Source organism: Stenotrophomonas sp. ATCM1_4 (assembly GCF_004348115.1).
GTDB classification, from domain to species: Bacteria; Pseudomonadota; Gammaproteobacteria; order Xanthomonadales; family Xanthomonadaceae; genus Stenotrophomonas; species Stenotrophomonas capsici.
On sequence record NZ_QPFB01000001.1, the window covers coordinates 2,556,058 to 2,577,058 of the forward strand.

The 21,001-nt window shown below is 68.5% G+C and carries 20 protein-coding genes; 15 read left to right on the plus strand and 5 right to left on the minus strand.

All coding sequences use genetic code 11. The annotated features are described in order from the left end of the window. Positions 1-21: 21 nt before the first annotated feature. Entirely contained in the window at positions 22-3,363 is a 3,342-nt protein-coding gene (locus ATCM_RS11700) for a PAS-domain containing protein (protein WP_132864695.1), read from the plus strand. 11 nt (positions 3,364-3,374) lie between these two features. On the opposite strand, the gene ATCM_RS11705 is transcribed toward ATCM_RS11700, so the two are convergent. Continuing rightward, on the minus strand, positions 3,375-4,076 hold the full coding sequence (locus tag ATCM_RS11705; protein ID WP_132864696.1) for a response regulator transcription factor: 702 nt from the start codon (positions 4,074-4,076) through the stop codon (positions 3,375-3,377). A 125-nt stretch (positions 4,077-4,201) separates the two neighbouring features. Here ATCM_RS11705 and ATCM_RS11710 point away from each other — a divergent pair, with 125 nt between their 5' ends. After that, entirely contained in the window at positions 4,202-6,004 is a 1,803-nt protein-coding gene (locus ATCM_RS11710) for a 3-hydroxybutyrate oligomer hydrolase family protein (RefSeq protein WP_165931172.1), read from the plus strand. A gap of 31 nt (positions 6,005-6,035) precedes the next feature. Beyond that, the gene (locus ATCM_RS11715) at positions 6,036-7,694 is read left to right on the plus strand and encodes a fatty acid--CoA ligase (RefSeq protein ID WP_132864698.1); all 1,659 of its coding nucleotides are present in this window, start codon (positions 6,036-6,038) and stop codon (positions 7,692-7,694) included. A gap of 97 nt (positions 7,695-7,791) precedes the next feature. Here ATCM_RS11715 and ATCM_RS11720 read toward each other — a convergent pair whose 3' ends face one another. From ATCM_RS11720 to ATCM_RS11730, 3 genes are all read right to left on the minus strand, one after another. After that, the gene (locus ATCM_RS11720) at positions 7,792-9,477 is read right to left on the minus strand and encodes an amidohydrolase (RefSeq protein ID WP_132864699.1); all 1,686 of its coding nucleotides are present in this window, start codon (positions 9,475-9,477) and stop codon (positions 7,792-7,794) included. A gap of 89 nt (positions 9,478-9,566) precedes the next feature. Next, positions 9,567-10,232 (minus strand): glycine zipper 2TM domain-containing protein, encoded by a 666-nt coding sequence (locus tag ATCM_RS11725; protein WP_132866151.1) that lies wholly within the window; start codon positions 10,230-10,232, stop codon positions 9,567-9,569. 142 nt (positions 10,233-10,374) lie between these two features. Next, on the minus strand, positions 10,375-10,809 hold the full coding sequence (locus tag ATCM_RS11730) for an OsmC family protein (RefSeq protein ID WP_132864700.1): 435 nt from the start codon (positions 10,807-10,809) through the stop codon (positions 10,375-10,377). A gap of 301 nt (positions 10,810-11,110) precedes the next feature. On the opposite strand from ATCM_RS11730, the gene ATCM_RS11735 reads away from it, so the two are divergent. The 4 genes from ATCM_RS11735 to ATCM_RS11750 all read left to right on the plus strand — a co-directional run bounded on the left by ATCM_RS11735 (position 11,111) and on the right by ATCM_RS11750 (position 13,281). Next, positions 11,111-11,509, plus strand: a complete 399-nt coding sequence (locus ATCM_RS11735) for an HU family DNA-binding protein (RefSeq protein ID WP_132864701.1) — start codon at positions 11,111-11,113, stop codon at positions 11,507-11,509. A gap of 204 nt (positions 11,510-11,713) precedes the next feature. Continuing rightward, positions 11,714-12,019, plus strand: coding sequence for a DUF3861 family protein (locus ATCM_RS11740; RefSeq protein ID WP_132864702.1), 306 nt, complete (start codon positions 11,714-11,716; stop codon positions 12,017-12,019). Between the two features lie 64 nt (positions 12,020-12,083). Beyond that, positions 12,084-12,623, plus strand: a complete 540-nt coding sequence (locus tag ATCM_RS11745; RefSeq protein WP_132864703.1) for a hypothetical protein — start codon at positions 12,084-12,086, stop codon at positions 12,621-12,623. Between the two features lie 73 nt (positions 12,624-12,696). Beyond that, positions 12,697-13,281 (plus strand): DUF1439 domain-containing protein, encoded by a 585-nt coding sequence (locus tag ATCM_RS11750; RefSeq protein ID WP_132864704.1) that lies wholly within the window; start codon positions 12,697-12,699, stop codon positions 13,279-13,281. A gap of 143 nt (positions 13,282-13,424) precedes the next feature. Here the strand turns inward: ATCM_RS11750 and ATCM_RS11755 are convergent, their stop codons facing one another. Next, positions 13,425-13,892 (minus strand): SET domain-containing protein-lysine N-methyltransferase, encoded by a 468-nt coding sequence (locus ATCM_RS11755; protein WP_132864705.1) that lies wholly within the window; start codon positions 13,890-13,892, stop codon positions 13,425-13,427. Between the two features lie 261 nt (positions 13,893-14,153). Here ATCM_RS11755 and ATCM_RS11760 point away from each other — a divergent pair, with 261 nt between their 5' ends. From ATCM_RS11760 to ATCM_RS11795, 8 genes are all read left to right on the plus strand, one after another. Further along, a complete protein-coding gene (locus ATCM_RS11760) occupies positions 14,154-14,600 on the plus strand; it encodes an SUF system Fe-S cluster assembly regulator (RefSeq protein ID WP_132864706.1) in 447 nt (148 codons plus the stop codon). Positions 14,601-14,618: 18 nt separating this feature from the next. Further along, positions 14,619-16,094, plus strand: a complete 1,476-nt coding sequence (gene sufB, locus ATCM_RS11765) for a Fe-S cluster assembly protein SufB (protein ID WP_132864707.1) — start codon at positions 14,619-14,621, stop codon at positions 16,092-16,094. After that, a complete protein-coding gene (locus ATCM_RS11770; RefSeq protein ID WP_132864708.1) occupies positions 16,091-16,501 on the plus strand; it encodes a lysozyme inhibitor LprI family protein in 411 nt (136 codons plus the stop codon). The genes sufB and ATCM_RS11770 overlap by 4 nt, the downstream gene beginning before the upstream one ends. A gap of 39 nt (positions 16,502-16,540) precedes the next feature. After that, complete coding sequence (gene sufC, locus ATCM_RS11775; protein ID WP_132864709.1) at positions 16,541-17,305, plus strand: Fe-S cluster assembly ATPase SufC; 765 nt, start codon at positions 16,541-16,543, stop codon at positions 17,303-17,305. Next, positions 17,305-18,567: a Fe-S cluster assembly protein SufD gene (gene sufD / locus ATCM_RS11780; protein WP_132864710.1), complete on the plus strand. Its 1,263-nt coding sequence runs from the start codon at positions 17,305-17,307 to the stop codon at positions 18,565-18,567. Before sufC ends, sufD begins: the two co-directional genes overlap by 1 nt. Continuing rightward, positions 18,564-19,820: a cysteine desulfurase gene (locus tag ATCM_RS11785; RefSeq protein WP_132864711.1), complete on the plus strand. Its 1,257-nt coding sequence runs from the start codon at positions 18,564-18,566 to the stop codon at positions 19,818-19,820. The genes sufD and ATCM_RS11785 overlap by 4 nt, the downstream gene beginning before the upstream one ends. Before the next feature lie 177 nt (positions 19,821-19,997). Continuing rightward, on the plus strand, positions 19,998-20,534 hold the full coding sequence (locus ATCM_RS11790) for a GNAT family N-acetyltransferase (RefSeq protein WP_132864712.1): 537 nt from the start codon (positions 19,998-20,000) through the stop codon (positions 20,532-20,534). Continuing rightward, positions 20,531-20,863 (plus strand): non-heme iron oxygenase ferredoxin subunit, encoded by a 333-nt coding sequence (locus ATCM_RS11795; protein ID WP_132864713.1) that lies wholly within the window; start codon positions 20,531-20,533, stop codon positions 20,861-20,863. The genes ATCM_RS11790 and ATCM_RS11795 overlap by 4 nt, the downstream gene beginning before the upstream one ends. Positions 20,864-21,001 lie beyond the last annotated feature (138 nt).

Here is a 21,001-nt window from a genome sequence, read left to right on the forward strand (position 1 = left end):
CCGGGTCCCTACACTGGAGCGATGTTGACGCCCTCCATCGTCCTGTTGGCCTGCCTTGCCTGGACCGTGCTGCTGTTCGGCGTCGCGCTGTGGGGCGAACGCCAGGGCCATCGCCTAGCACGTGCCTGGCCGGTGATCTATGCGCTGTCGCTGGCCGTGCACTGCACCGCCTGGACCTATTACGGCGCCGCCTCGCAGGGTGCGCAATGGGGCTTCGCGATCCCGCCGACGCTGATCGGCATGGCGTTGATCTTCGCCTTCGGCATGCCGTTCCTGGCGCGGCTGGGCCGGCTGGCCAAGCAGCACAACAGCGCCACCATCGCCGACCTGGTGGTGGCGCGGCTGCGCACCGACCAGGGACTGGGCATGACCATCACCCTGGTCGCGCTGATCGGCATCATTCCCTACATCGCCTTGCAGCTGAAGGCGATCAGCCAGGGCCTGGGCGCACTGCTCGGCGACCAGTTGGCCAGCGGCGGCGCGCCGCCGGACGTGTCGTTCTGGTTCGCGCTGACGATGGCGGCGTTCACCCTGCTGTTCGGCGCGCGCAAGGCGTCGGCCACCGAGCACAACCGCGGCATCGTGGTGGCGCTGGGGCTGGAGTCGCTGCTCAAGCTGGCCGCACTGCTGGCCATCGGCTTGTATGCGGCCCTGTCAGTACAGGCCGACAGCCCCTTGCTCGCACGCATGACGCAGCTGCCGCCGCCCGCAGTGGTCCCGGACTTCCTCACCATGGTCGCGCTCGGCGCGATGGCGGCCTTCACCCTGCCCCATCAGTTCCACGTCGGCGTGGTCGAGCTGCGCCAGACCTCCGACCTTAAGACCGCGCGTTGGCTGTTCCCGCTCTACCTGCTGCTGATCGGACTGCCGTCGGTGCCGATGGCGCTGTCCGGCGCGGCCCAGCTCGGGCAATCGGTATCGCCGGACGTCTACGTGCTGATGCTGCCGCAGGCCGCAGGCCACCATCTCCTGGCCCTGCTCGCCTACCTGGGCAGCCTGAGCGCGGCCACCGGCATGATGATCCTGTCCGGCCTGACCCTGTCGATCATGCTCGGCAACCACGGCTTCGGCTCGCGCCTGCTCGGCGGCGTGCATGGCGACACCGGCGCCGACCTGCGCCCGCGCGTGATCGCGTTCCGGCGCGCCGGCATCCTGGCCGTGTTCCTGATGTCCTGGCTGTACAGCCGGGCGATGAGCGACACCGAAGCGCTCAGTGATTTCGGCCTGATGTCCTTCACCGCGCTGGCGCAGCTGGCACCGGCGGTGCTGCTGGCGGTGTACCGCCCGCGCACGCCCTCGCCGGCCATCATCGCCGGCATCGTGACCGGCTCGCTGGTATGGCTATGGCTGGTGCTGCTGCCGATGATCGTCTCGCCGCCGGCCGCCTCGGCAGGGCTGCACTGGGTCGTGTTCTTCCCGCTGCGCGTGCAGCCGGGCCACATCGCGATCAGCATGGGCGTCAGCCTGCTGGTCAACCTGATCACCGTCGCGGTGATGGCGCGCGCGGTGCGCCCGTCGTTGCCGCAGCAACGCGAAGGCGTGGCCGCCGCCTCCATGCGCAAGACCGCCGGGCGCTTCCTCGGCCAGGAACGCACGCGGCAGCTGATGGCCGGGCATGCCGGGCAGATGCTGGACGACCAGCGCGTCACCGCCATCGAGCGCGAGCTCACCGCCGTGGTCGGCGCCGGGATGGCGCGGCTGCTGGTCGAGGCCGCGCGCGATGGCGGCGCCGCGCCACTGGAGGCGGTCACCCGCGCGGTCGGCGAAGCCACCCAGGTACTGCGCTTCAACCAGCGCCTGCTCGAAGCCGCGCTGGAGAACATGAGCCAGGGCATCAGCGTGGTCGACGCGCAGCTGCAGCTGGTGGCCTGGAACAGCCGCTATGCCGCGTTGTTCAAGTTCCCGCCCGAGCTGCTGCAGGTGGGCCAGCCGGTCGCCCATCTCACCGAGTGGGCAATGGGACAGCTGAAGATCGGCCAGGGCGGCGCCGATACCCCGGCCAAGGCGCTGAACCGGCGCGTGGCGCATATGCGGCGCGGCACACCGCACCTGTCCGAGCGCATTTTCCCCGATGACACCATCGTCGAGATCCGCGGCAACCCGATGCCCGGCGGCGGCTACGTCGCCACCTTCACCGACGTCACCGCGTTCCGCCGCGCCGAGGATGCGCTCAAGCGCAGCAACGAGACCCTGGAGCGCCGCGTGCAGGACCGCACCGCGCGCCTGGAGCAGGCCGTACACGAGGCCGAGCGCGCCAACGTGGCCAAGACGCGCTTCCTGACCGCGGTCGGCCACGACCTGATCCAGCCGCTGCATGCCGCCCAACTGCTGACCGACGCCATGTCGCAGCACCTGGAGTCCGAATTCCTGGACAGCTTCCTGCGCCAGATCCGCGGCGCGCTGGACTCCACCGACGACCTGCTCTCCGGGCTGCTCGACATCTCGCGGCTGGAAGCCGGTGGGCTGGTCGCCGACCCGCGCCCGTTCGCGCTGTCCAACGTGCTCGACCCGCTCGCACAGGAATTCTCGGTGCTGGCCGCCGCACGCGGCCTGCAGTTCCGCTACGTGCCCAGCCGCGCCTGGGTGCACAGCGACCCGCTGCTGCTGCGCCGCGTGCTGCAGAACTTCCTGGCCAACGCCATCCGTTACACGCGCAGCGGCGGCGTGCTGCTCGGTGTCCGCCGGCGCGGCGAGGCGCTGGTGGTCGGCGTGCACGACAGCGGCCCGGGCATCGCCGCCGACCAGCAGGGCGTGGTGTTCGAGGAGTTCCAGCGCGGCGACCGCAGCAACGGGCAGGGATTGGGCCTGGGCCTGACCATCGCGCAACGCATCGCCGCCCTGCTGCATGCGCCGTTGTCGCTGCACAGCGCGCTCGGCCGCGGCTCGGCCTTCGCCATCACGGTGCCGCGTGCCTACCCGGCGCGTGCGCCGCGCAACGACGCGCCCGCGGCCACCAGCACCATCAAGGGCACCCGCGTGCTGGTGGTGGACAACGACCCCGATGCGCTGGCGGCGATGCGGCAGATGCTGCTGGCCTGGGGCTGCGAGGTCACCGCGCTGGCCGATAGCACCAACGCGGGCACCGCGGCGCGCGAAGCCGGGCTGTGGCTGTTCGACTACCACCTCGATGACGGCGACACCGGCATTGCCCTGTACGCGCGTCTGGCCGCTGTGCACGGCCCGCGCCCGACCGTGATCCTCAGCGCGGACACCGGCAGTGACACCCGCGAGGCCGTGCGTGAGGCTGGCTTGTCACTGTTGAACAAGCCTTTCAAGCCGCTGGCGCTGCGCTGGGCGATCAACCACCTGCTGGCCGCGCGTGCCACCGGCGAGGACGACGGCGCCACGGGGGGCCACGGCTGACCGGTGCCGGCTCAGGCCTCTTCGGCGGCCTCGCGCTGCACCCGCGCGTCCGCGCCCTCGATCTGCCGCGAGGGATCGGCCAGGCCGAGCTCATGCAGGACGCGGATCGCCTGCGCACGGTTGCGCACGCCCAGCCGGCCCATGATGCGCGTCATGTGTGCCTTCACCGTGCGCAGCTGCACCCCCAGGCGGTCGGCGATCTGCTTGTTGAGCAGGCCTTCGGCGACCAGGCTCAACACCCGGTACTGGTGCGCCGACAGGCTGGACAGCCGCGCGGCCAGGTCGGCATCCCGGCTGAACGGCGCCACCCGCGCGACGGTATCGCGCAGCATCGCCGGTATCCAGCGCTCGCCTTCGAGCACGGTCAGCAGCGCCTGCTGCAGGTCCGCCAGCCCCGAACTCTTGGGCAGGTAACCGGCCGCCCCCAGGTCGATGGCACGCCGGATCACATGCGGTTCCTCGTTGGCCGAGACGATGATGATCGCCAGCCCCGGCTGCAGCGCGCGGATCGTCGCCAGCCCGGCCAGGCCGTGGTTGCCCGGCATGTGCAGGTCGAGCAGCATCAGGTCGATAGACTGGCCCTCGATGGCCTCCAGTACCCCGTCCAGTGAATCGGCTTCACTGATCTGCAGGTCGACCACCGCTTCATCGGCCGCGCGATGCAGCGCGGCTCTGAACAGGGGGTGGTCATCGGCGATGAGCAGGGTTGGCATCTCGGGCCGAGGTTAGCAAATCCCATTGCAGGTGAGCACGGGGACCTAGGTACGCTGGTATCCCCGGACCGGATTGATAGTGTGGAGCGATGAACATTCCCAGCCGTGCTTCCCTGCTTTGCGCCGTGCTGCCGATCCTGCATGGCTGCATCCCCGTCGCGAACGCCGCCACCGCCCCCACTGCCGCCCCGGTGTTCGAGCAATGGCGCGAGACATCCCATCGCGGCAGCGATGACCTGATGACAGCCGGGCTCGGCCTTGAAGGCCTGCGCGCCAGCGCGCCGCCGGCATTCGCCAAGCCCACCGCGCCCACCGCAGAGCAAGCGCGGCGCCGTGCGATCTGGAGCAGCTGGCGGGGCATCGCCGACCTGACCCCGGGTGGCGGCTTCGGTGAAATCTACGGCACGTTCCAGCCCGCACCGGGGCGCGAGTTCTCCGCCTACGGCCGCATCCCTGGTGCCCGCCAGCCGCACCGCGTGCTGGTGCAGATACCGGACAGCTTCGACCCCGCACGCCGCTGCCTGGTCGCGACGGCGTCTTCCGGTTCGCGCGGGATCTACGGCGCGATTTCCGTGGCCGGCAGTTGGGGACTGGCCCACGGTTGCGCGGTGGCCTATACGGACAAGGGCGCCGGCAGCGATTACTACGATCTGGACGCAGGTATTGGCTTCCAGGCCGATGGCACCCCGGCTGCCGATGGCGCGTTGGCATTCGTCCCCGCGAAGGGAAGCGCTGCGCATGGCGTCGCGTTCAAGCACGCACATTCGGGCGACAACCCGGAAGCCGACTGGGGCCTGCACCTCGTGCAGGCCGTGCAGTTCGGATTGCAGGCGCTGGACCGTGCCTATCCGCAGTCGGCACCCTTCACCCCGGCCAACACACGCACGTTGGGTGTCGGGGTATCCAACGGCGGCGGCGCGGTATTGCGCGCCGCCGAAATTGAAGGCGATTGGTTTGATGCGATGGTGGCCGGTGAGCCCAACGTATCGGTCGCAGGCGCCCCTCCGCTCTACGATTTCGTGACCCAGGCCGCGCTGCTGATGCCTTGCGCATTGCTGGCCATCGATGACCTGCCGCAGCCACCCGCGCAGGCCCAGACACGACCGGCCGGAATCCAGCGCTGCGCGGTGCTGGCATCCATTGGACAGGTGCAAGGCGCGGACACAGAGGCCCAGGCGCGATCGGCATGGCAGCAGTTGGCGAACGCAGGCCTGAGTGAACCCGCCCTGCGCGCAGCCGCGTTCTCGACCGGATTTGATCTGTGGCAAGCGATCGCCGCCACCTATGCGTCAGCCTATGGTGGCTATGCCGCAGGCAATCACCCCTGCGGGTACACCTTCGCCGCCGCCGGCCCGGATGGCAGGCCCGGCATCGCGACACCCGAGGTCCGTGCAGCCTGGTGGAGCGATGCCAGCGGCATCCCGCCAGGCAATGGTGTGACGCTGCTCTACGACGATCACGCGCTGCCCGCAGCGGATCCCCTGCCTGGCCTGTCCTGCCTGCGCTCGCTCTGGACCCACGATGGTGCAGGTGCCGAGCGCGTGCGCGCCGGCATTGCCCGTGCAGCCGCCAATCCGCCCCGCCCGGGCCTGCCGATCGTCGTCATCCATGGCATCGACGACGGACTGGTGCCGATCAGCCTGACCAGCGACCGCTACGTGCCGCAGGCGCGTGCGGCGGGCGCACGGATCGCCTATTGGCGGGTAGCCAACGCGCAGCATTTCGACTCGCTGCTGGCGTTCCCGGATTACCGCAAGCGCTATGTGCCGCTGCTGCCCTACCTGTTCGCGGCCATGGACCAGGTCTGGAACCACCTCGAAGACCCGGCGCAGCCCCTGCCCCAGGATGCACTGATCACCCCCACCCCGCGCGCGGAAGCACCGCTGCAGCCCGCACAGTTGTCGCTCCCGGCGGCCTCCCGTCGCTGACACCCCGTTGCCTTGCCCCCAGGAATCGCCGATGCCCGCCACCACGCCGCCCGAATCCGGTCCCTACGCCTACCCGCTGTTGATCAAGCAACTGCTGCATACGCCGCTGGCAACCCGGCCCGGGCAGGAGATCGTCTACGGCGACGTGCGCCATGACTACCGCACGCTGCAGGCACGCATCGGCCAGCTCGCCGGCCTGCTGCAATCGCTGGGCGTGAAGCCCGGCGATACCGTCGCGGTGATGGACTGGGACAGCCACCGCTACCTGGAAAGCTACTTCGCGGTGCCGATGATGGGCGCGGTGCTGATGATGGTGAACATCCGCCTGGCCCCGGAACAGATCGCCTACACGCTCAAGCACAGCGGGGCCAGCGTGATCCTGGCCAACCGCGAGTTCCTGCCGGTGCTGGACGGCATCGCCGGGCAGTTGCCGGCGCTGCGCACGCGCATCCTGCTCGACGATGAAGGCGGCGCGTTGCCCGATGGCTTCGCCGCGGAGTACGAGGCCGGCCTGCGACAGGCCAGGCCGGTCACGCGCTTCCCGGATTTCGACGAGAACACCCGCGCCACCACGTTCTATACGACCGGCACCACCGGCCTGCCCAAGGGCGTCTACTTCAGCCATCGCCAGCTCGTGCTGCATTCGCTGGCGGCGATGGCCACGCTCGGCAGCGCGCACCAGCAGGGTCGCCTGCACCGCGACGACGTGTACATGCCGATCACGCCGATGTTCCATGTCCACGCCTGGGGCCTGCCCTACGTGGCCACGCTGATGGGCATCAAGCAGGTCTATCCGGGCCGCTACCTGCCCGGGCGGCTGCTGGCGCTGATCGGCCGCGAGAAAGTGACCTTCTCGCACTGCGTGCCGACCATCCTGCACATGCTGCTGAACGACCCGGCCTCGGCGCAGACCGACCTGCGCGGCTGGAAGGTCATCATCGGCGGCGCCGCACTGCCACGCGTGCTGGCCCAGCAGGCGCTGGCGCGCGGCATCGACATCTTCGGTGGCTACGGCATGTCCGAGACCTGCCCGGTGCTCACCGTCGCCCAGCTCGACGGCGACGCACTGGCCGACGGCGAGGCCGATGTCGCGCTGCGCACCAAGGCCGGCATCCCCATCCCGCTGGTGGACCTGCGCATCGTCGACGAGGACATGCACGAGGTCGCCCACGACGGCCAGGCCACCGGCGAAGTCGTGGTGCGCGCGCCATGGCTGACCCAGGGTTACCTGCACGATCCCGCCGCGTCGGCCACCTTGTGGGCTGGCGGCTACCTGCACACCGGCGACATCGGCAACATCGACGCGGGCGGCTACCTGCGCGTGACCGATCGCATCAAGGACGTCATCAAGACGGGCGGTGAATGGATTTCCTCGCTCGCGCTGGAGGACATCATCGCCATGCACCCCGGGGTCTCCGAGGTCGCGGTGATCGGCGTCGCCGATCCCAAGTGGGGCGAGCGACCGCTGCCATTGGTGGTCACGCATGCCGGCCGCGACGTGACCGAGCAGGAGATCATCGCGCTGGTCACCGCGCGCAGCCAAGCCGGCGACATCTCCCGTTATGCCATCCCCGAGCGGGTGCGCTTCGTCGACACCATCGCGCGGACCAGCGTGGGCAAGATCAACAAGCGCCGACTGCGCGACCAGCATGACGCGCCGGCCGAACCCGGCGGCGCCGCATCCCCCTGAGGGAAACCGCGCCCTTCACCGCGGGACCGGACCTGTCCTCCCGCGGCAGTGCCAGCGGCGCGCGTGGGCCGCTGGCACCTTGCCGGCAGACGCCGGCTCAACCCGCCGGCGCGGCCTCGGCGGTGTAGACCGGCTCGCCATCCACCCAGGTCGACAACACCTTCAGGTCATCCAGCTGCGCGGCATCCACCGTCAGCGGATCACGGTCGAACACCACGAAGTCGGCGCGCAGGCCCGCCTGCAGGCGGCCCACCTGCGCTTCGTCATGTCCGGCCCAGGCCGCATCGCTGGTGAAGCCGCGCACCGCTTCCTCCGCGCTCAGGCGCTGGTCGGGCTGCCAACCGCCCGGCGGCTGGCCGTCGCGGTCCTGTCGGGTCACCGCGGCGTACAGACCCAGGCGCGGATCGACGTTCTCCACCGGGAAATCCGAGCCCAATGCCAACCGCGCCCCGCTGTGCAGGTAGCGCTGCCAGGCATACGCACCCAGGATGCGCTCCGGCCCCACCCGCTGCGCGGCCCACCCCATGTCCGAGGTGGCATGCGTGGGCTGCATCGAGGCGATCACGCCCAATCGGGCGAAGCGCGGAATGTCCTCCAGCGACACCACCTGCGCGTGTTCCACGCGCCAGCGGTGGTCACTGCCCTTGCGCGCGCCCAGCACCTTTTCGTAGGTGTCCAGCACGATGCGATTGCCGCGATCACCGATGGCATGCGTGGCGACCTGCACCTTGCAGCCCTCGGCCTTGCGCACCGCCACCTCGAAATCGGCCGGCGAAGTCACCAGCAGGCCGCGGTTGTGCGGGTCATCGCTGTAGTCGGCGAGCAGGGCCGCGCCGCGGCTGCCCAGCGCACCGTCCATGAACAGCTTCACGCCACGCATTTCCAGGCGACCGCCCGGATGCTGGTACAGGCCATCACGGCACAGGTCATCCAGCGCGGCCTGGTTGCCGTCGGCATAGGCATCGATGCGCAACGGCAGCTTGCCGGCGTCGGCCAGGCGCTTCATCAACGCCAGGTCCTCGCGCGAAACACCCATGTCGTGCACGCCGGTCAGGCCGTTGCTCACCGCCGCCTGCAACGCGGCCAGCAGGCGCTTCTCGCGGGCGGCGTCATCCAGTGCGGGGATCTGCGCGGTGACCAGGCTGGAGGCCGCATCGACCAGCACGCCGGTCGGCCTGCCGGCGGCGTCGCGCACGATCCGTCCACCGTCCGGCTGCCAGTCCCCGGCCAACGGCTTGCCCGCCTTCTCGGCGATGCGCAGCGCGGCGCTGTTGACCCAGCCGGCGTGGCCGTCGACGCGGTCCAGGTAGACCGGCCGTTCCGGGAAGGCGGCATCCAGGTCGGCGACGGTGGGAAAGTCGGTGTTGTCCCACCGGTTCTGGTCCCAGCCACGGCCCTGCAGCCACTCTCCCGGCGCCAGGGTCTTCTCGAATGCCTTGAGCCGCTCCACCACCTCGCCGCGGGTGCGCGCGCCGGACAGGTCGGCCTGCGCCAGCGTGTTGCCCAAGTAGACCAGGTGCGCATGTGCGTCGATCAGCCCCGGCACCACCGTGCCCTTGCCGGCGTCGATGCGGGGTGCCTGCGGATGCTGCTTCAGCACCGCCTCGCGCGTGCCCACGCTGAGCACGCGGCCAGTCTGCGCATCCCAGGCCATCGCACCCACCACCGGCTGCGCCGGGTCTCCGGTACGGATGGTGTCGGCCACCAGCACCTTGACCTCGGCCTGGGCCGGGCTCAGGGACAGGCAGGGAAGCAACAGGGCAAGACAGGCGACACGGCGCATACGATCACTCCTGAACGGGACCCGGCGACTATGCCGCCATCCCGCAGGCATGACAAACCGCGGCCTGCGGCGTGCGCCGCAGGCTTGCCTCAGTCGGCGTTGACGTCCACCCGTACCCGGATGCGCTCGCCCGGGTGGTAGTCACGGCGGGTGTGGTATTCGCGGCCGGCGTACTCGTAGGTCACGTCATAGCCGTCCACGCGTTCGCTCTCGCTGCCATAGCCACCGGGCTCGCAGACGCGCACGTCGCCGCGGCGGTAGTCCGGGCCACGGTTGCTGGCTTCGTAGATGGCGCGCCCGGCCGCGCCGCCGGCGATCGTTCCCACCGCGGTGCCGAGGTAGCGTCCGTCGCCACCACCGATGCGACTACCGATCATCGCGCCGGCCAGGCCACCGATCACCGTGGCGATCTGGCGCCCGGTCTCGCTGCCCTGGCGGTACTGGCCATTGTCATTGCCGCGGTCGTCGTAACCGTCGTTGCGATAGCCATTGCCGTTGTAGCGGCCGGTGTCGCGGTAGCCATCCTCGTTCACGTAGCTGCCATCGCTGCGCTGGTAGCAGCGCTCGTTGCGGCCGCCGTTGCCACTGACGATGATCGGGTCCACGCGCACCACCCGCGCGTAGTCGTAGGCCGGCCCGTTGTCGCCGGCATAGCCGCCGTCGCGGTAGCGGCCATCGTCATCGCGGTAGCCGGGACGGTACTGGCCGTCGTCGTAGTTCTGTGCGGACGCGGCAAAACTGGACAGGCCGGCCATGATCAGGACACCGGCGATAGGCAGCGAACGAAACATGGCAACAGGTCCCCGTGGTTGGATGGCGCGATGCTCGGGCGCGCCGGGTGAAACGTCCCTGAACCGGACCGGCGGGCCCTTCCCCGCCCGCCAGCCCCTGCCTGGATCAGGCGGAAAACTCGCTTTCCAGGCTGATCGGCACCGCACTCAACGCCTTGGACACCGGGCAGTTCTGCTTGGCGTCGTCGGCGATCGCGCGGAAGCGTACCTCGTCCAGCCCCGGCACCACCGCCTTGACCTTCAGGCGGATCTGCGAGAACTGCGGCCCGCCTTCCATCGACAGGTCGACGTCGGCACGGGTATCGAGCGAAGTGGGCGGGAAGCCGGCCTCGCTGAGCTTGGCCGACAGCGCCATGGTGAAGCAGCCGGCGTGCGCGGCGGCGATCAGCTCCTCCGGATTGGTGCCCTTCTCCTCGCCAAAGCGCGTGCTGAAGGCGTAGCGCGTGTTTTCCAGCAGCCCGCTCTGCGGCGTGGCCAGGCGGCCCTGGCCGGTCTTGAGGTCACCTTCCCAGTGCGCGGTGGCATGACGCGAAATACCCATGGTGGAACTCCTCGTGGTGGTTGGCAGCCCAGCCTAAGACAGCGTTCGTTAGCGCATTGTGCGGTGCGTCGCCGATCACCTGGCCTGCCGTGGACGTGCCGGGTGACGCCGCACTGTATCCCTGTCGATGCTGTTTTCCCCTGTGTTTTGGCATGTGGAAGCATGCACAAACCGGCCAGAAGCAATTTTTATGGGCTTTTTTGTCGATTGCCTATTGGCGGCATGCAATTCATGCCCTACATTTCGCTTGCCGACGGGGTCGGCACGACCAAACAACCAACCGTTCACGGAACAGGAAATCATGGCAAAGACCGCTAAAAAGGCTGCCCCGAAGAAGGCAGTGAAGAAAGTCGCCACCAAGGCTGCCGCCAAGCCGGCCGCAGTGAAGCCGATCAAGGAAGCTCTGACCAAGTCGGGTCTGGTTGCCCACATCGCCGAAGCCACCTCCGTCGCTGCCAAGGACGTGCGCGCTGTGTTCGCCGCCCTGGAAGGCGCCGTTGCCGCCTCGGTCAACAAGAAGGGCGCTGGCTCCTTCACCCTGCCGGGCCTGCTGAAGATCAGCACCGTGAACGTTCCGGCCAAGCCGAAGCGCAAGGGCATCAACCCGTTCACCAAGGAAGAGCAGTGGTTCGCCGCCAAGCCGGCCACCACCAAGCTGAAGGTTCGTCCGCTCAAGAAGCTCAAGGACGCCGCGCTCTGATCAGCGCGCCCCTTGTGGCGAACCGGACGGGACGGCGAAAGCCGTCCCGTTTCTTTTTGGGGGCGCTCATGGCGCGTAGGCGCACCACTGCGTTCCATCCACGCCGTACCCGGGCACACTGGAACACAGCGTCATGGTCCGGCGCCTCGCAACACCCCGATGGCGGGCCTATGGTGGGGTCATCCCCCTATCCCCCACGCCATCATGTCCAGCACCGCGTACCGCTATCGCATCACCGTCACTCCCATCGAAACCGATGGCCAGCAGTGCACCGGGCGCTGCACGCTGGAGTTCGACCAGCGCACCACCTACAGCTGGATGAAGCAGTTCGAGCAGGCCCAGCGCCAACGCCGCCTGCCCTCCAACGACGACGCATCGCTGGTGGTCGCAACCGGCCTGCTGCACAGCTTGTCGGCCGCTTCGGGCCGGCACGGCAACGCCCTGGAGAACCTGCAGCCGGAACTGGACCAACTGCTGTTGAAGCTGGAAAAGCTGCAGCAGCCCGGTTGAATGGCTGGCAGCTCCTGAACGGCAGCACGTAGACTGGCCTCCACTTTTTGCAGAGGGTGCGCCGATGCGTGGTTTTCCGCTGTTGATCCTGGTCCTGCTGACGGCCGGCTGCTCCTGCCAGCGCACGCCCACCGATGATCCTGACAGCAGCATCCCGACCACCTCCGCGACCGACACCGGCACCACCGCGCACGCAACCACCGCCATCGACGCCGCACCTGCCCCGGCGCGGCAGGCCGACCCGGACACCTCGCGCGGTGAGCAGACCACCCCGGAGATGACCGTGCACCGCTACCTGGAGTTGCTGATGACCGACCGTGCCAATGCCGACCGCATGTGGGCCGGTGGCCAGCCGGCACCGCAGCCCGATGATGCCGCCCTGCGCAGCATGCTGGTTGATGCCGGGTCATTGCGCATCCTCACCCGCGCCGCCGTGCCACTGGATCGCGAAGCGCCACATCGCGCCCTGGAAATCCCCGTCGACCTGCGCATGACCAAGGACGGGGCACCGCTGCGCTACAAGGGCTGGTACCGGGTCCGCCGCACCATCGACGGCGCGGGCTGGGAACTGAGCTCGGCGTCCGTACAAGTGGAATTGCAGTAAAAGCCGCTAACCAGGTATTCACCTGCAGCGGGTATCGTGCTCACCCATCACCGTCCCCTCACGAGTTGACCCCATGAACCTGCGCCACCTGCTCCTGTCCGCCGTCGCCTGCATGGCCCTGGCCACCACCGCCCACGCCGCGCCGCAGGTCAACGGACGGCAGTTGACCGTGGGCGCCAGCGACGTGCAGGACTATCTGGACGGCAGCTTCCCGCGCACGCAGAAGGCGCTAGGCGGCCTGTTGGCGCTGACGGTCAGCGAGCCGCACCTGACCCTGCCGCAGGGCAACCGCCTGGACCTGGGCTTCGCCTTGGCCATGGCCGCCGGTGGCACCTCGATGCCAGTCGGCAAGGTGCAGATCAGCAGCGGCCTGCGCTACGACGCGCAGACGCAGGGCTTCCACCTGGACCAGCCGACCGTCGACCGCTTCAACCCGGCCATGGCCGGTGGCGAACTGGATTCCAGCACCCGCAGCCTGCTCAACAGTTGGCTGGCCGATTACGCCCGCCGCGAACCGATCTACAAGATCGACCCGACCATCGCGCGGGTGATGGGCGCCTTGCAGGTACAGTCGGTCGGCATCGAGAACGGCCGCATCGCGGTGACCTTCAACCAGGGCCTGGGCAATCTGGTGCCGCAGGGCCTGCTGGGCAAGTAAGCGCCTCCGGCATGCAGGCAGGAAGGCCGCGAAAGCGGCCTTCCGCGTTTGTACGCCCCGCCGCCGGCATTCCCTCCCGGCCCACGCCACAACGGGAAAGGGCCGCGCAGGCGGCCCCTTCATTCACCCCATCGATGCGCGGATCAGCGCTTGGGCTGCAGCATCGTGCCGGTGCACTTGGGCGAGCCGCAGCGGCATTCCCAGATCTTCTTCAGGCGCGCGGTGTGGCGCTCGGCCAAGGTGATGCCGTAGTTGTAGGTCAGCTCCTCGCCCGGCTTGATGTCGCGGACGGCTTCGATGAACACCTTGTCGGCGGTGCGGTCGTCGCCCTCGGCTTCCTCGATCATCGCCTCGCAGTTCGGGTCGCAGCTGTGGTTGATCCAGCGCGCATCGTTGCCCTTGTGGTTTGCGTCGATGACGTAGTCCTCGTTCAGCGTGAACAGGAAGGTATGCCCGCTCTCGACGTCGCCGGTGTCATCGGCATCCACCTCGGCATGGGTCCGGCGCTTGCCCTTGTACTCGATGACGCGCTCGCCCTGCTTGATGTCGGCCACGGCGAACACGCCGTTGCCATGGATGCTGGATTTGCGCGCCTGGATCTTCTTGGGCATGTAAATGACCGGAAACGAATGAGAGGCGCAGATTCTCTCCCATCTGCGCCAATGACCCAAGTACGCGCCGGACCGGGGCCGGGCCATCGCGCCCCTCCGCGGACACCGCCCCCGCCCGGCGATCACGTCCCGGTGCCGGTACCCGCCGCCGGCCACGGCAGCCACCGCCGTCACCTGCCCCGCCCCTGCCTGAACAGGGCGCTTGGACTCGACCGGCGACAAAGCGTACAATTTTGGTCCGCTTTGAACCCGCCTGCCGAGATGCTCCGCGTCACCAAGCTCACCGATTACGCCACCGTCGTCATGACCGTGCTCGCCGCACGGCCGGACGAAGTGCTGAGCGCGACCGAGCTGGCCGAGGCCGCCGGTCTGGAACCGCCCACCGTCAGCAAGCTGCTCAAGCCCCTGGCCCAGGCCGGGCTGGTGGAAGGCCTGCGCGGCGTGCGCGGCGGCTACCGGCTGACCCGTCCGGCCAGCGAAATCACCCTGATCGAGGTCGTCGAGGCGATGGAAGGCCCGCTGGCGATCACCGAATGCAGCCAGGGCCAGAGCCATTGCGGCATCGCCAGCCAGTGCGGCGTGCGCTCGAACTGGCGGCTGATCAACGATGTCGTCAGCGACGCCCTGCGCGCCGTCACCCTGGCCCAGATGCTGCATCCCTTACCGCTTGCCGACCGTCGACGGATCACCGCCGACGTCGTCTCCTGAACCACCGTAGGCAGCCCCATGGCCACCGAGACCATTGAAAACGTCGGCATCGCCGACACTCCGAACCGTGAAATCCACGAACAGCTGGGTCGCAAGTACGACGCCGGTTTCGTCACGGACATCGAATCCGATTCGTTCCTGCCGGGCCTGAACGAGGACGTCATCCGCGCCCTCTCGGCCAAGAAGGAAGAGCCGGAATGGATGACCCAGTGGCGCCTGGATGCCTACCGTCACTTCCTCACCCTGCGCCAGCCCGACTGGGCCAAGCTGCAGATCGGCCCGATCGACCTGCAGGCGCTGAGCTATTACTCCGCGCCCAAGGGCCCGAAGTACAAGTCGCTGGACGAGGTGCCCAAGGAACTGCTGGACACCTACGACAAGCTGGGCGTGCCGCTGCACGAACGCGCCAAGCTGGCCGGCGTGGCCGTCGATGCGGTGTTCGACTCGGTCTCCGTCGGCACCACCTTCCGCAAGGAACTGGCCGAGAAGGGCGTGATCTTCTGCTCGATCTCCGAGGCCATCCGCGAGCACCCCGAGCTGGTGCAGAAGTACCTGGGCTCGGTGGTGCCGGTGGGCGACAACTATTTCGCCGCGCTCAACTCGGCGGTGTTCTCCGATGGCAGCTTCGTGTTCGTGCCCAAGGGCGTGCGGTCGCCGATGGAGCTGAGCACCTACTTCCGCATCAACGCCAACAACACCGGTCAGTTCGAGCGCACGCTGATCATCTGCGAGGACAAGGCCTACGTGTCCTACCTGGAAGGCTGCACCGCGCCGATGCGCGATGAGAACCAGTTGCACGCCGCGGTGGTCGAGCTGGTGGCGCTGGAAGACGCCGAGATCAAGTACTCCACGGTGCAGAACTGGTACCCGGGCGACGAGAACGGCGTGGGCGGCATCTACAACTTCGTCACCAAGCGTGCCGAATGCCGCGGCGCGCGCTCCAAGGTGACCTGGACCCAGGTGGAGACCGGTTCGGCCATCACCTGGAAGTACCCGTCCTGCGTGCTGCTGGGCGACGACTCGGTGGGCGAGTTCCACTCGGTGGCGCTCACCCACCACCGCCAGCAGGCCGACACCGGCACCAAGATGATCCACGTCGGCAAGCGCACCAAGAGCAAGATCGTCTCCAAGGGCATCAGCGCCGGGCGCGGCCAGAACACCTACCGCGGCCTGGTCAAGGTGGACCGTAACGCCGAGGGCGCGCGCAACTACACCCAGTGCGACTCGCTGCTGATCGGCAAGAAGTGCGGCGCGCACACCTTCCCCTACATCGAGGTTAAGAACCCCAGCGCCACCGTCGAGCACGAGGCCACCACCTCCAAGATCTCCGATGACCAGCTGTTCTATTGCCGCGCGCGCGGCATCGACCAGGAGAACGCGGTGTCGATGATCGTCGACGGCTTCTGCAAGCAGGTGTTCAAGGAACTGCCGATGGAATTCGCGGTGGAAGCCAAGAAGCTGCTGGAAGTGTCGCTGGAAGGCTCGGTCGGATGAGCCGCCTGCCCCTGCTCCTGCTGGCATTGCTGCCGGTGGCGGCCTCGGCCGCCTCGCCGGGCAAGGCCTGCGACGATGCCCGCACCCAGCTGGACATCAACGAATGCGCCGCGCGTGAAGCCGACACCAGCGATGCCGAGCTCAACGCCGTGTACCGGCAGGTGATGCAGAAGCTGCAGGGCCAGCCGGTGGCCATCGACAAGCTGCGCAGCGCCCAACGCCTGTGGATCCAGCTGCGTGATGCCGACATCGACGCACGCTACCCGGTGGGCAAGGACGAGAACCCGCGCGTTCTGTATGGCTCGATGTACCCGATGCTGTACTCGGCCAACAAGGCCGAACTCACCCGGCAGCGCACCCAGTGGCTGCGCGCCACCTTCCTTGACCGCGCCGAAGGCGAGCTCTGATCGCCCCGCCCCACATTCAAATTTGAAGACCGCACCCTCATGTTGAAGATCGAAAACCTCCACGCAAGCATCGGCGACAAGGAAATCCTCAAGGGCCTGTCGCTGGACGTGAAGCCCGGTGAAGTCCACGCCATCATGGGCCCGAACGGCGCCGGCAAGTCCACGCTGGGCAACGTGCTGTCCGGCCGCGATGGCTACGAGGTCACCGAAGGCAGCGTGCAGTTCGAAGGCAGCGACCTGCTGGAGCTGGAACCGGAAGCGCGCGCCGCCGCCGGCCTGTTCCTGGCCTTCCAGTACCCGGTGGAAATCCCCGGCGTGAACAACACCTACTTCCTGCGTGCCGCGCTCAATGCACAGCGCAAGGCGCGCGGCGAGGAAGAGCTCGACTCGATGCAGTTCCTGAAGCTGGTCCGGCAGAAGCTGGCCGTGCTGCACCTGAAGGACGAGTTGCTGCACCGGGGCGTCAACGAAGGCTTCTCCGGTGGCGAGAAGAAGCGCAACGAGATCTTCCAGCTGGCCGTGCTGGAGCCGAAGCTGGCGATCCTGGACGAGACCGACTCGGGCCTGGACATCGACGCGCTCAAGAGCGTGGCCGACGGCGTCAACGCGCTGCGTTCGCCGGAGCGCTCGTTCCTGGTCATCACCCACTACCAGCGCCTGCTCGACTACATCAAGCCGGACGTGGTGCACGTGCTGGCCAATGGCCGCATCGTCAAGAGCGGTGGCCCGGAACTGGCGCTGGAGCTGGAAGCACACGGCTACGACTTCCTGAAGGACCGCGTGGTGCGCGAGGCGGCCAAGTAATGAGCGCCCTGCTGGATTCCCTGGCCGCCGGCTTCTGCGGCAGCACCGAACGCGCCGAACTGCTCGAGGCCGCGCTGAAGACCGGCCTGCCGGCCGCGCGCAGCGAGGCCTGGAAGTACACCTCGCTGCGCCAGTTCGAACGCCGCAGCTTCAGCGCTGCTCCGCTGCAGGCACCGGCTATCGATGCCGCGCAGGTGGCCGACATCCCCACCCCGCGCCTGGTGTTCGTCAACGGCCGCCCCAGCAGCGACCTGAGCGACCTGGAAGGCGTGAATGCGGGCGTGCAGGTACGCACCCTGTCGGCGGTGAAGCAGCAGGAGCCGGAAGCCGTCCGCTTCCTTGGCCGCCGCTTCGACCGCGCCGAGGAAATCTTCGCCCAGCTCAACGCCGCGCTCGCCGATGAAGGCGTGCTGGTGCAGGTGGCCGACGGCGTCCACAGCGATACCCCGCTGCACCTGGTGTTCATCAGCACCGGCGACGGCAGCGACCGCGTGTGGCACCACCGGCACCTGGTGGAGCTGCGCCGCGGGGCCTCGCTCCGGCTGGTCGAGCATCACCTGCACGACGGCGACAGCGCCAACTTCGACAACACCCTGGTCCATGTCCACCTGGCCCAGGATGCCCAGCTGGCGCACGCCCGCGTGCAGGCCGGCAGCAGCCGCGATACCCACCTGCTGCGCACCGACGCCGTGCTTGCGCGCGACGCGCAGTACCGTCGCATCGACCTGGAACTGGGCGCGGCGCTGACCCGCCATGAGCTCAACGTGCGCCTGGAAGGTGACAACGCCAGGCTGGTCGCCAACGGCGTGCTGCTGGGCAATGGCCGTCGCCACATCGACACCCGCCTGGGCATCGACCACATTGCCCGCGACACCAGCGCCGAGCTGGTCTGGCGCGGCGTGGCCGCCAACCGCAGCCGCGTGGTGTTCCATGGCGGCATCAACATCCGCGAAGGCGCCGATGGCACCGATGCCAACCTGTCCAACAAGAACCTGCTGCTGTCCGCCGACGCCGAGATCGACACCCAGCCGACGCTGGTGATCGATGCCGACGAGGTCAAGGCCGCGCATGGCGCCACCGTGGGCCAGCTCGACGCCAATGCGCTGTTCTACCTGCGCACCCGTGGCGTGCCGGCCGAGCAGGCCCGCGCCATGCTCAGCGCGGCGTTCTGCCACGAGCCGCTCGCCGCGGTCGATGGCATCCTCACCGAGAAGCTGGCCCGGCACCTGGACCAGGCACTGCAACAGGCTGGCATGGCATGAACCTTTCCTCCCCGCGCCCGATCCACCCTTCGGCCACCGCTCCGGACTGGGACCGCGTGCGCGCCGATTTCCCGCTGCTGATGCGTGAAGTCAACGGCAAGCCGCTGGTGTATTTCGACAACGCCAACACCGCGCAGAAGCCGCTGCAGGTGATCGGCGCGGTGGACGAGTTCTACCGCCGCTACAACGCCAACGTCAGTCGCGCCGTGCACGCGCTGGGCACCGAAGCCACCGAAGCGTACGAAGGCGCGCGCGCCAAGCTGGCGCGTTTCCTCAACGTGCGCAGCGACGAGCTGGTGCTGTGCAGCGGCACCACCTTCGCGATCAACCTGGTGGCCTACTCGTGGGCCTTGCCGCGCCTGAAGACCGGTGACGTGATCCTGGTCTCGCGCATGGAACACCACGCCAACATCGTGCCGTGGCAGTTGGTGGCGCAGCGTACCGGCGCGACCCTCCGCGTGGCCGAAATCCTGCCCGACGGTTCGCTGGACCTGGATGCCCTGCACGCGGCGATGACCCCCGAGGTGAAGCTGCTGGCGGTGACCCACGTCTCCAACGTGCTGGGCACCATCAACCCGGTGCGCGAGATCTGCCGCGAGGCACGCCGGCGCGGCATCGTCACCGTGGTGGATGGCTCGCAGGCCGCCCCGCACCTGCGCGTGGACGTGCAGGCCATCGGCTGCGATTTCTACGCCATCACCGGGCACAAGATGTGCGGCCCGACCGGCACCGGCGCACTGTGGGCACGCCGCGAGCTGCTGCAGGAAATGCCGCCGTTCCTGGGCGGTGGCGAGATGATCAAGGAAGTCAGCTTCGACGGCACCGTGTTCAACGATGCCCCGCACAAGTTCGAGGCCGGCACGCCGAACATCGCCGGCTTCATCGGCCTGGGCGTGGCGGTGGACTACCTCGACGCGCTTGGCCGCGACCACATCGCCGACCGCGAGCAGGCGCTGCTGGCGCATTTCACCGAGGAGTTGCAACGCATCGACGGCGTGCGCATCTTCGGCACCACGCCGCACAAGGCGGCGGTGGTGTCGTTCCTGGTCGAAGGCGCGCATTCGCACGACCTGGCCACCCTGCTCGACCTGCAGGGCGTGGCCGTGCGTTCGGGCCAGCATTGCGCGCACCCGCTGCTGCAGTACTACGGCGTCGCCGCCACCTGCCGCGCCTCGCTGGCCTTCTACAACACGCATGACGAGATCGAGTCGTTCATGGTGGCCCTGAAGAAGGTCCGCACCCTGCTGGGCTGAGGCCAGGAGCGGCCGCGAAAGCCCTCCCCCTTCGCCGCGCGAAAGGGAGGGCGCAATGCGGTAGTGCCGAGCCACGCGCGGCGCTGTCTCCGGACACCCCGGCCACGCGCCGCCTCGTTCCCGGCCGCGCCGTGCACCGCCGCTTCCCCTTCGCCTCGCGCGCACTAGAATGTGGGGATGAACGAGCTGACTTTCCGTACCGCGACCGCCGCCGACATCCCGGCCCTGATTGAACTGGTGACTTCCGCCTACCGTGGCGATGCCTCCCGCGTCGGCTGGACCACCGAGGCCGACCTGCTCGATGGCCAGCGCGTGGACGCCGACGGCATCCTGGCCGACATCAACCGCGCGCGCAGCGTGGTCCTGCTGGCCGAACAGGACGGCCAGCTGATGGCCTGCTGCCATGTCGCCGATGAGAACGGCCACGGCTATTTCGGCATGTTCGCGGTCAACCCCAAGGCGCAGGGCGGCGGCGTCGGCAAGCAGGTGATGCAGTACGCCGAGCGCTTTGCCGCCGAACAGTGGCAGCTGCCGACCATGCAGATGACGGTGATCGACTGCCGCGACGAACTGATCGCCTTCTACGAACGCCGCGGTTACGTCCGCACCGGCATCAAGAAGCCCTTCCCCTACGGCGATGCCCGCTACGGCCTGCCCAAGCGCGATGACCTGCAGTTCGAAGTGCTGGAGAAGCCGCTGGGAGCGGCGGCATGAGCGAGACCTGGACCTTCATCTGCGCCAGCGAGGAACTGCTGCCCGGGGAAATGAAGACCGCCTTCGACGAGGTCACCGGTACCCCGCTGGTCGTCTTCAACCTCGATGGCGAGCTGTACGCCCTGGAAGACCAGTGCAGCCATGAGGAGTTCGAACTGTCCTCCGGCGTGATCGACGCGGCCGAGGGCAGCATCGAGTGCATCCTGCACGGAGCCCGCTTCGACATCCGCGATGGCCGCGTCCTGTGCGCGCCGGCCTATTCCCCGGTGCCCAAGTTCCCGGTCAAGCGCGAACACGGCGGCATCTGGTCGCGCGACGACCGCGACTGAGCCCGCAGGCCTCACCCGCCGACACGGCGGAGGCCGCTCGCCCGACAGGGCACCGGGCAACGGCCGTCTGGCCGCCGGCCCCTGACGCGGGGGCCGGCACGCGGCTGGCGGCCGTCGGCAGCTTGCCACGCCCCCTTC

Bases quoted from the DNA above. Each gene is read 5' to 3' on its own strand.
- ATCM_RS11700 (WP_132864695.1), top strand. From the start codon at position 22: ATGTTGACGCCCTCCATCGTCCTGTTGGCCTGCCTTGCCTGGACCGTG.
- ATCM_RS11705 (WP_132864696.1), bottom strand. From the start codon at position 4,076: ATGCCAACCCTGCTCATCGCCGATGACCACCCCCTGTTCAGAGCCGCG.
- ATCM_RS11715 (WP_132864698.1), top strand. From the start codon at position 6,036: ATGCCCGCCACCACGCCGCCCGAATCCGGTCCCTACGCCTACCCGCTG.
- ATCM_RS11720 (WP_132864699.1), bottom strand. From the start codon at position 9,477: ATGCGCCGTGTCGCCTGTCTTGCCCTGTTGCTTCCCTGCCTGTCCCTG.
- ATCM_RS11725 (WP_132866151.1), bottom strand. From the start codon at position 10,232: ATGGCCGGCCTGTCCAGTTTTGCCGCGTCCGCACAGAACTACGACGAC.
- ATCM_RS11730 (WP_132864700.1), bottom strand. From the start codon at position 10,809: ATGGGTATTTCGCGTCATGCCACCGCGCACTGGGAAGGTGACCTCAAG.
- ATCM_RS11735 (WP_132864701.1), top strand. From the start codon at position 11,111: ATGGCAAAGACCGCTAAAAAGGCTGCCCCGAAGAAGGCAGTGAAGAAA.
- ATCM_RS11740 (WP_132864702.1), top strand. From the start codon at position 11,714: ATGTCCAGCACCGCGTACCGCTATCGCATCACCGTCACTCCCATCGAA.
- ATCM_RS11745 (WP_132864703.1), top strand. From the start codon at position 12,084: ATGCGTGGTTTTCCGCTGTTGATCCTGGTCCTGCTGACGGCCGGCTGC.
- ATCM_RS11750 (WP_132864704.1), top strand. From the start codon at position 12,697: ATGAACCTGCGCCACCTGCTCCTGTCCGCCGTCGCCTGCATGGCCCTG.
- ATCM_RS11755 (WP_132864705.1), bottom strand. From the start codon at position 13,892: ATGCCCAAGAAGATCCAGGCGCGCAAATCCAGCATCCATGGCAACGGC.
- ATCM_RS11760 (WP_132864706.1), top strand. From the start codon at position 14,154: ATGCTCCGCGTCACCAAGCTCACCGATTACGCCACCGTCGTCATGACC.
- sufB (WP_132864707.1), top strand. From the start codon at position 14,619: ATGGCCACCGAGACCATTGAAAACGTCGGCATCGCCGACACTCCGAAC.
- ATCM_RS11770 (WP_132864708.1), top strand. From the start codon at position 16,091: ATGAGCCGCCTGCCCCTGCTCCTGCTGGCATTGCTGCCGGTGGCGGCC.
- sufC (WP_132864709.1), top strand. From the start codon at position 16,541: ATGTTGAAGATCGAAAACCTCCACGCAAGCATCGGCGACAAGGAAATC.
- sufD (WP_132864710.1), top strand. From the start codon at position 17,305: ATGAGCGCCCTGCTGGATTCCCTGGCCGCCGGCTTCTGCGGCAGCACC.
- ATCM_RS11785 (WP_132864711.1), top strand. From the start codon at position 18,564: ATGAACCTTTCCTCCCCGCGCCCGATCCACCCTTCGGCCACCGCTCCG.
- ATCM_RS11790 (WP_132864712.1), top strand. From the start codon at position 19,998: ATGAACGAGCTGACTTTCCGTACCGCGACCGCCGCCGACATCCCGGCC.
- ATCM_RS11795 (WP_132864713.1), top strand. From the start codon at position 20,531: ATGAGCGAGACCTGGACCTTCATCTGCGCCAGCGAGGAACTGCTGCCC.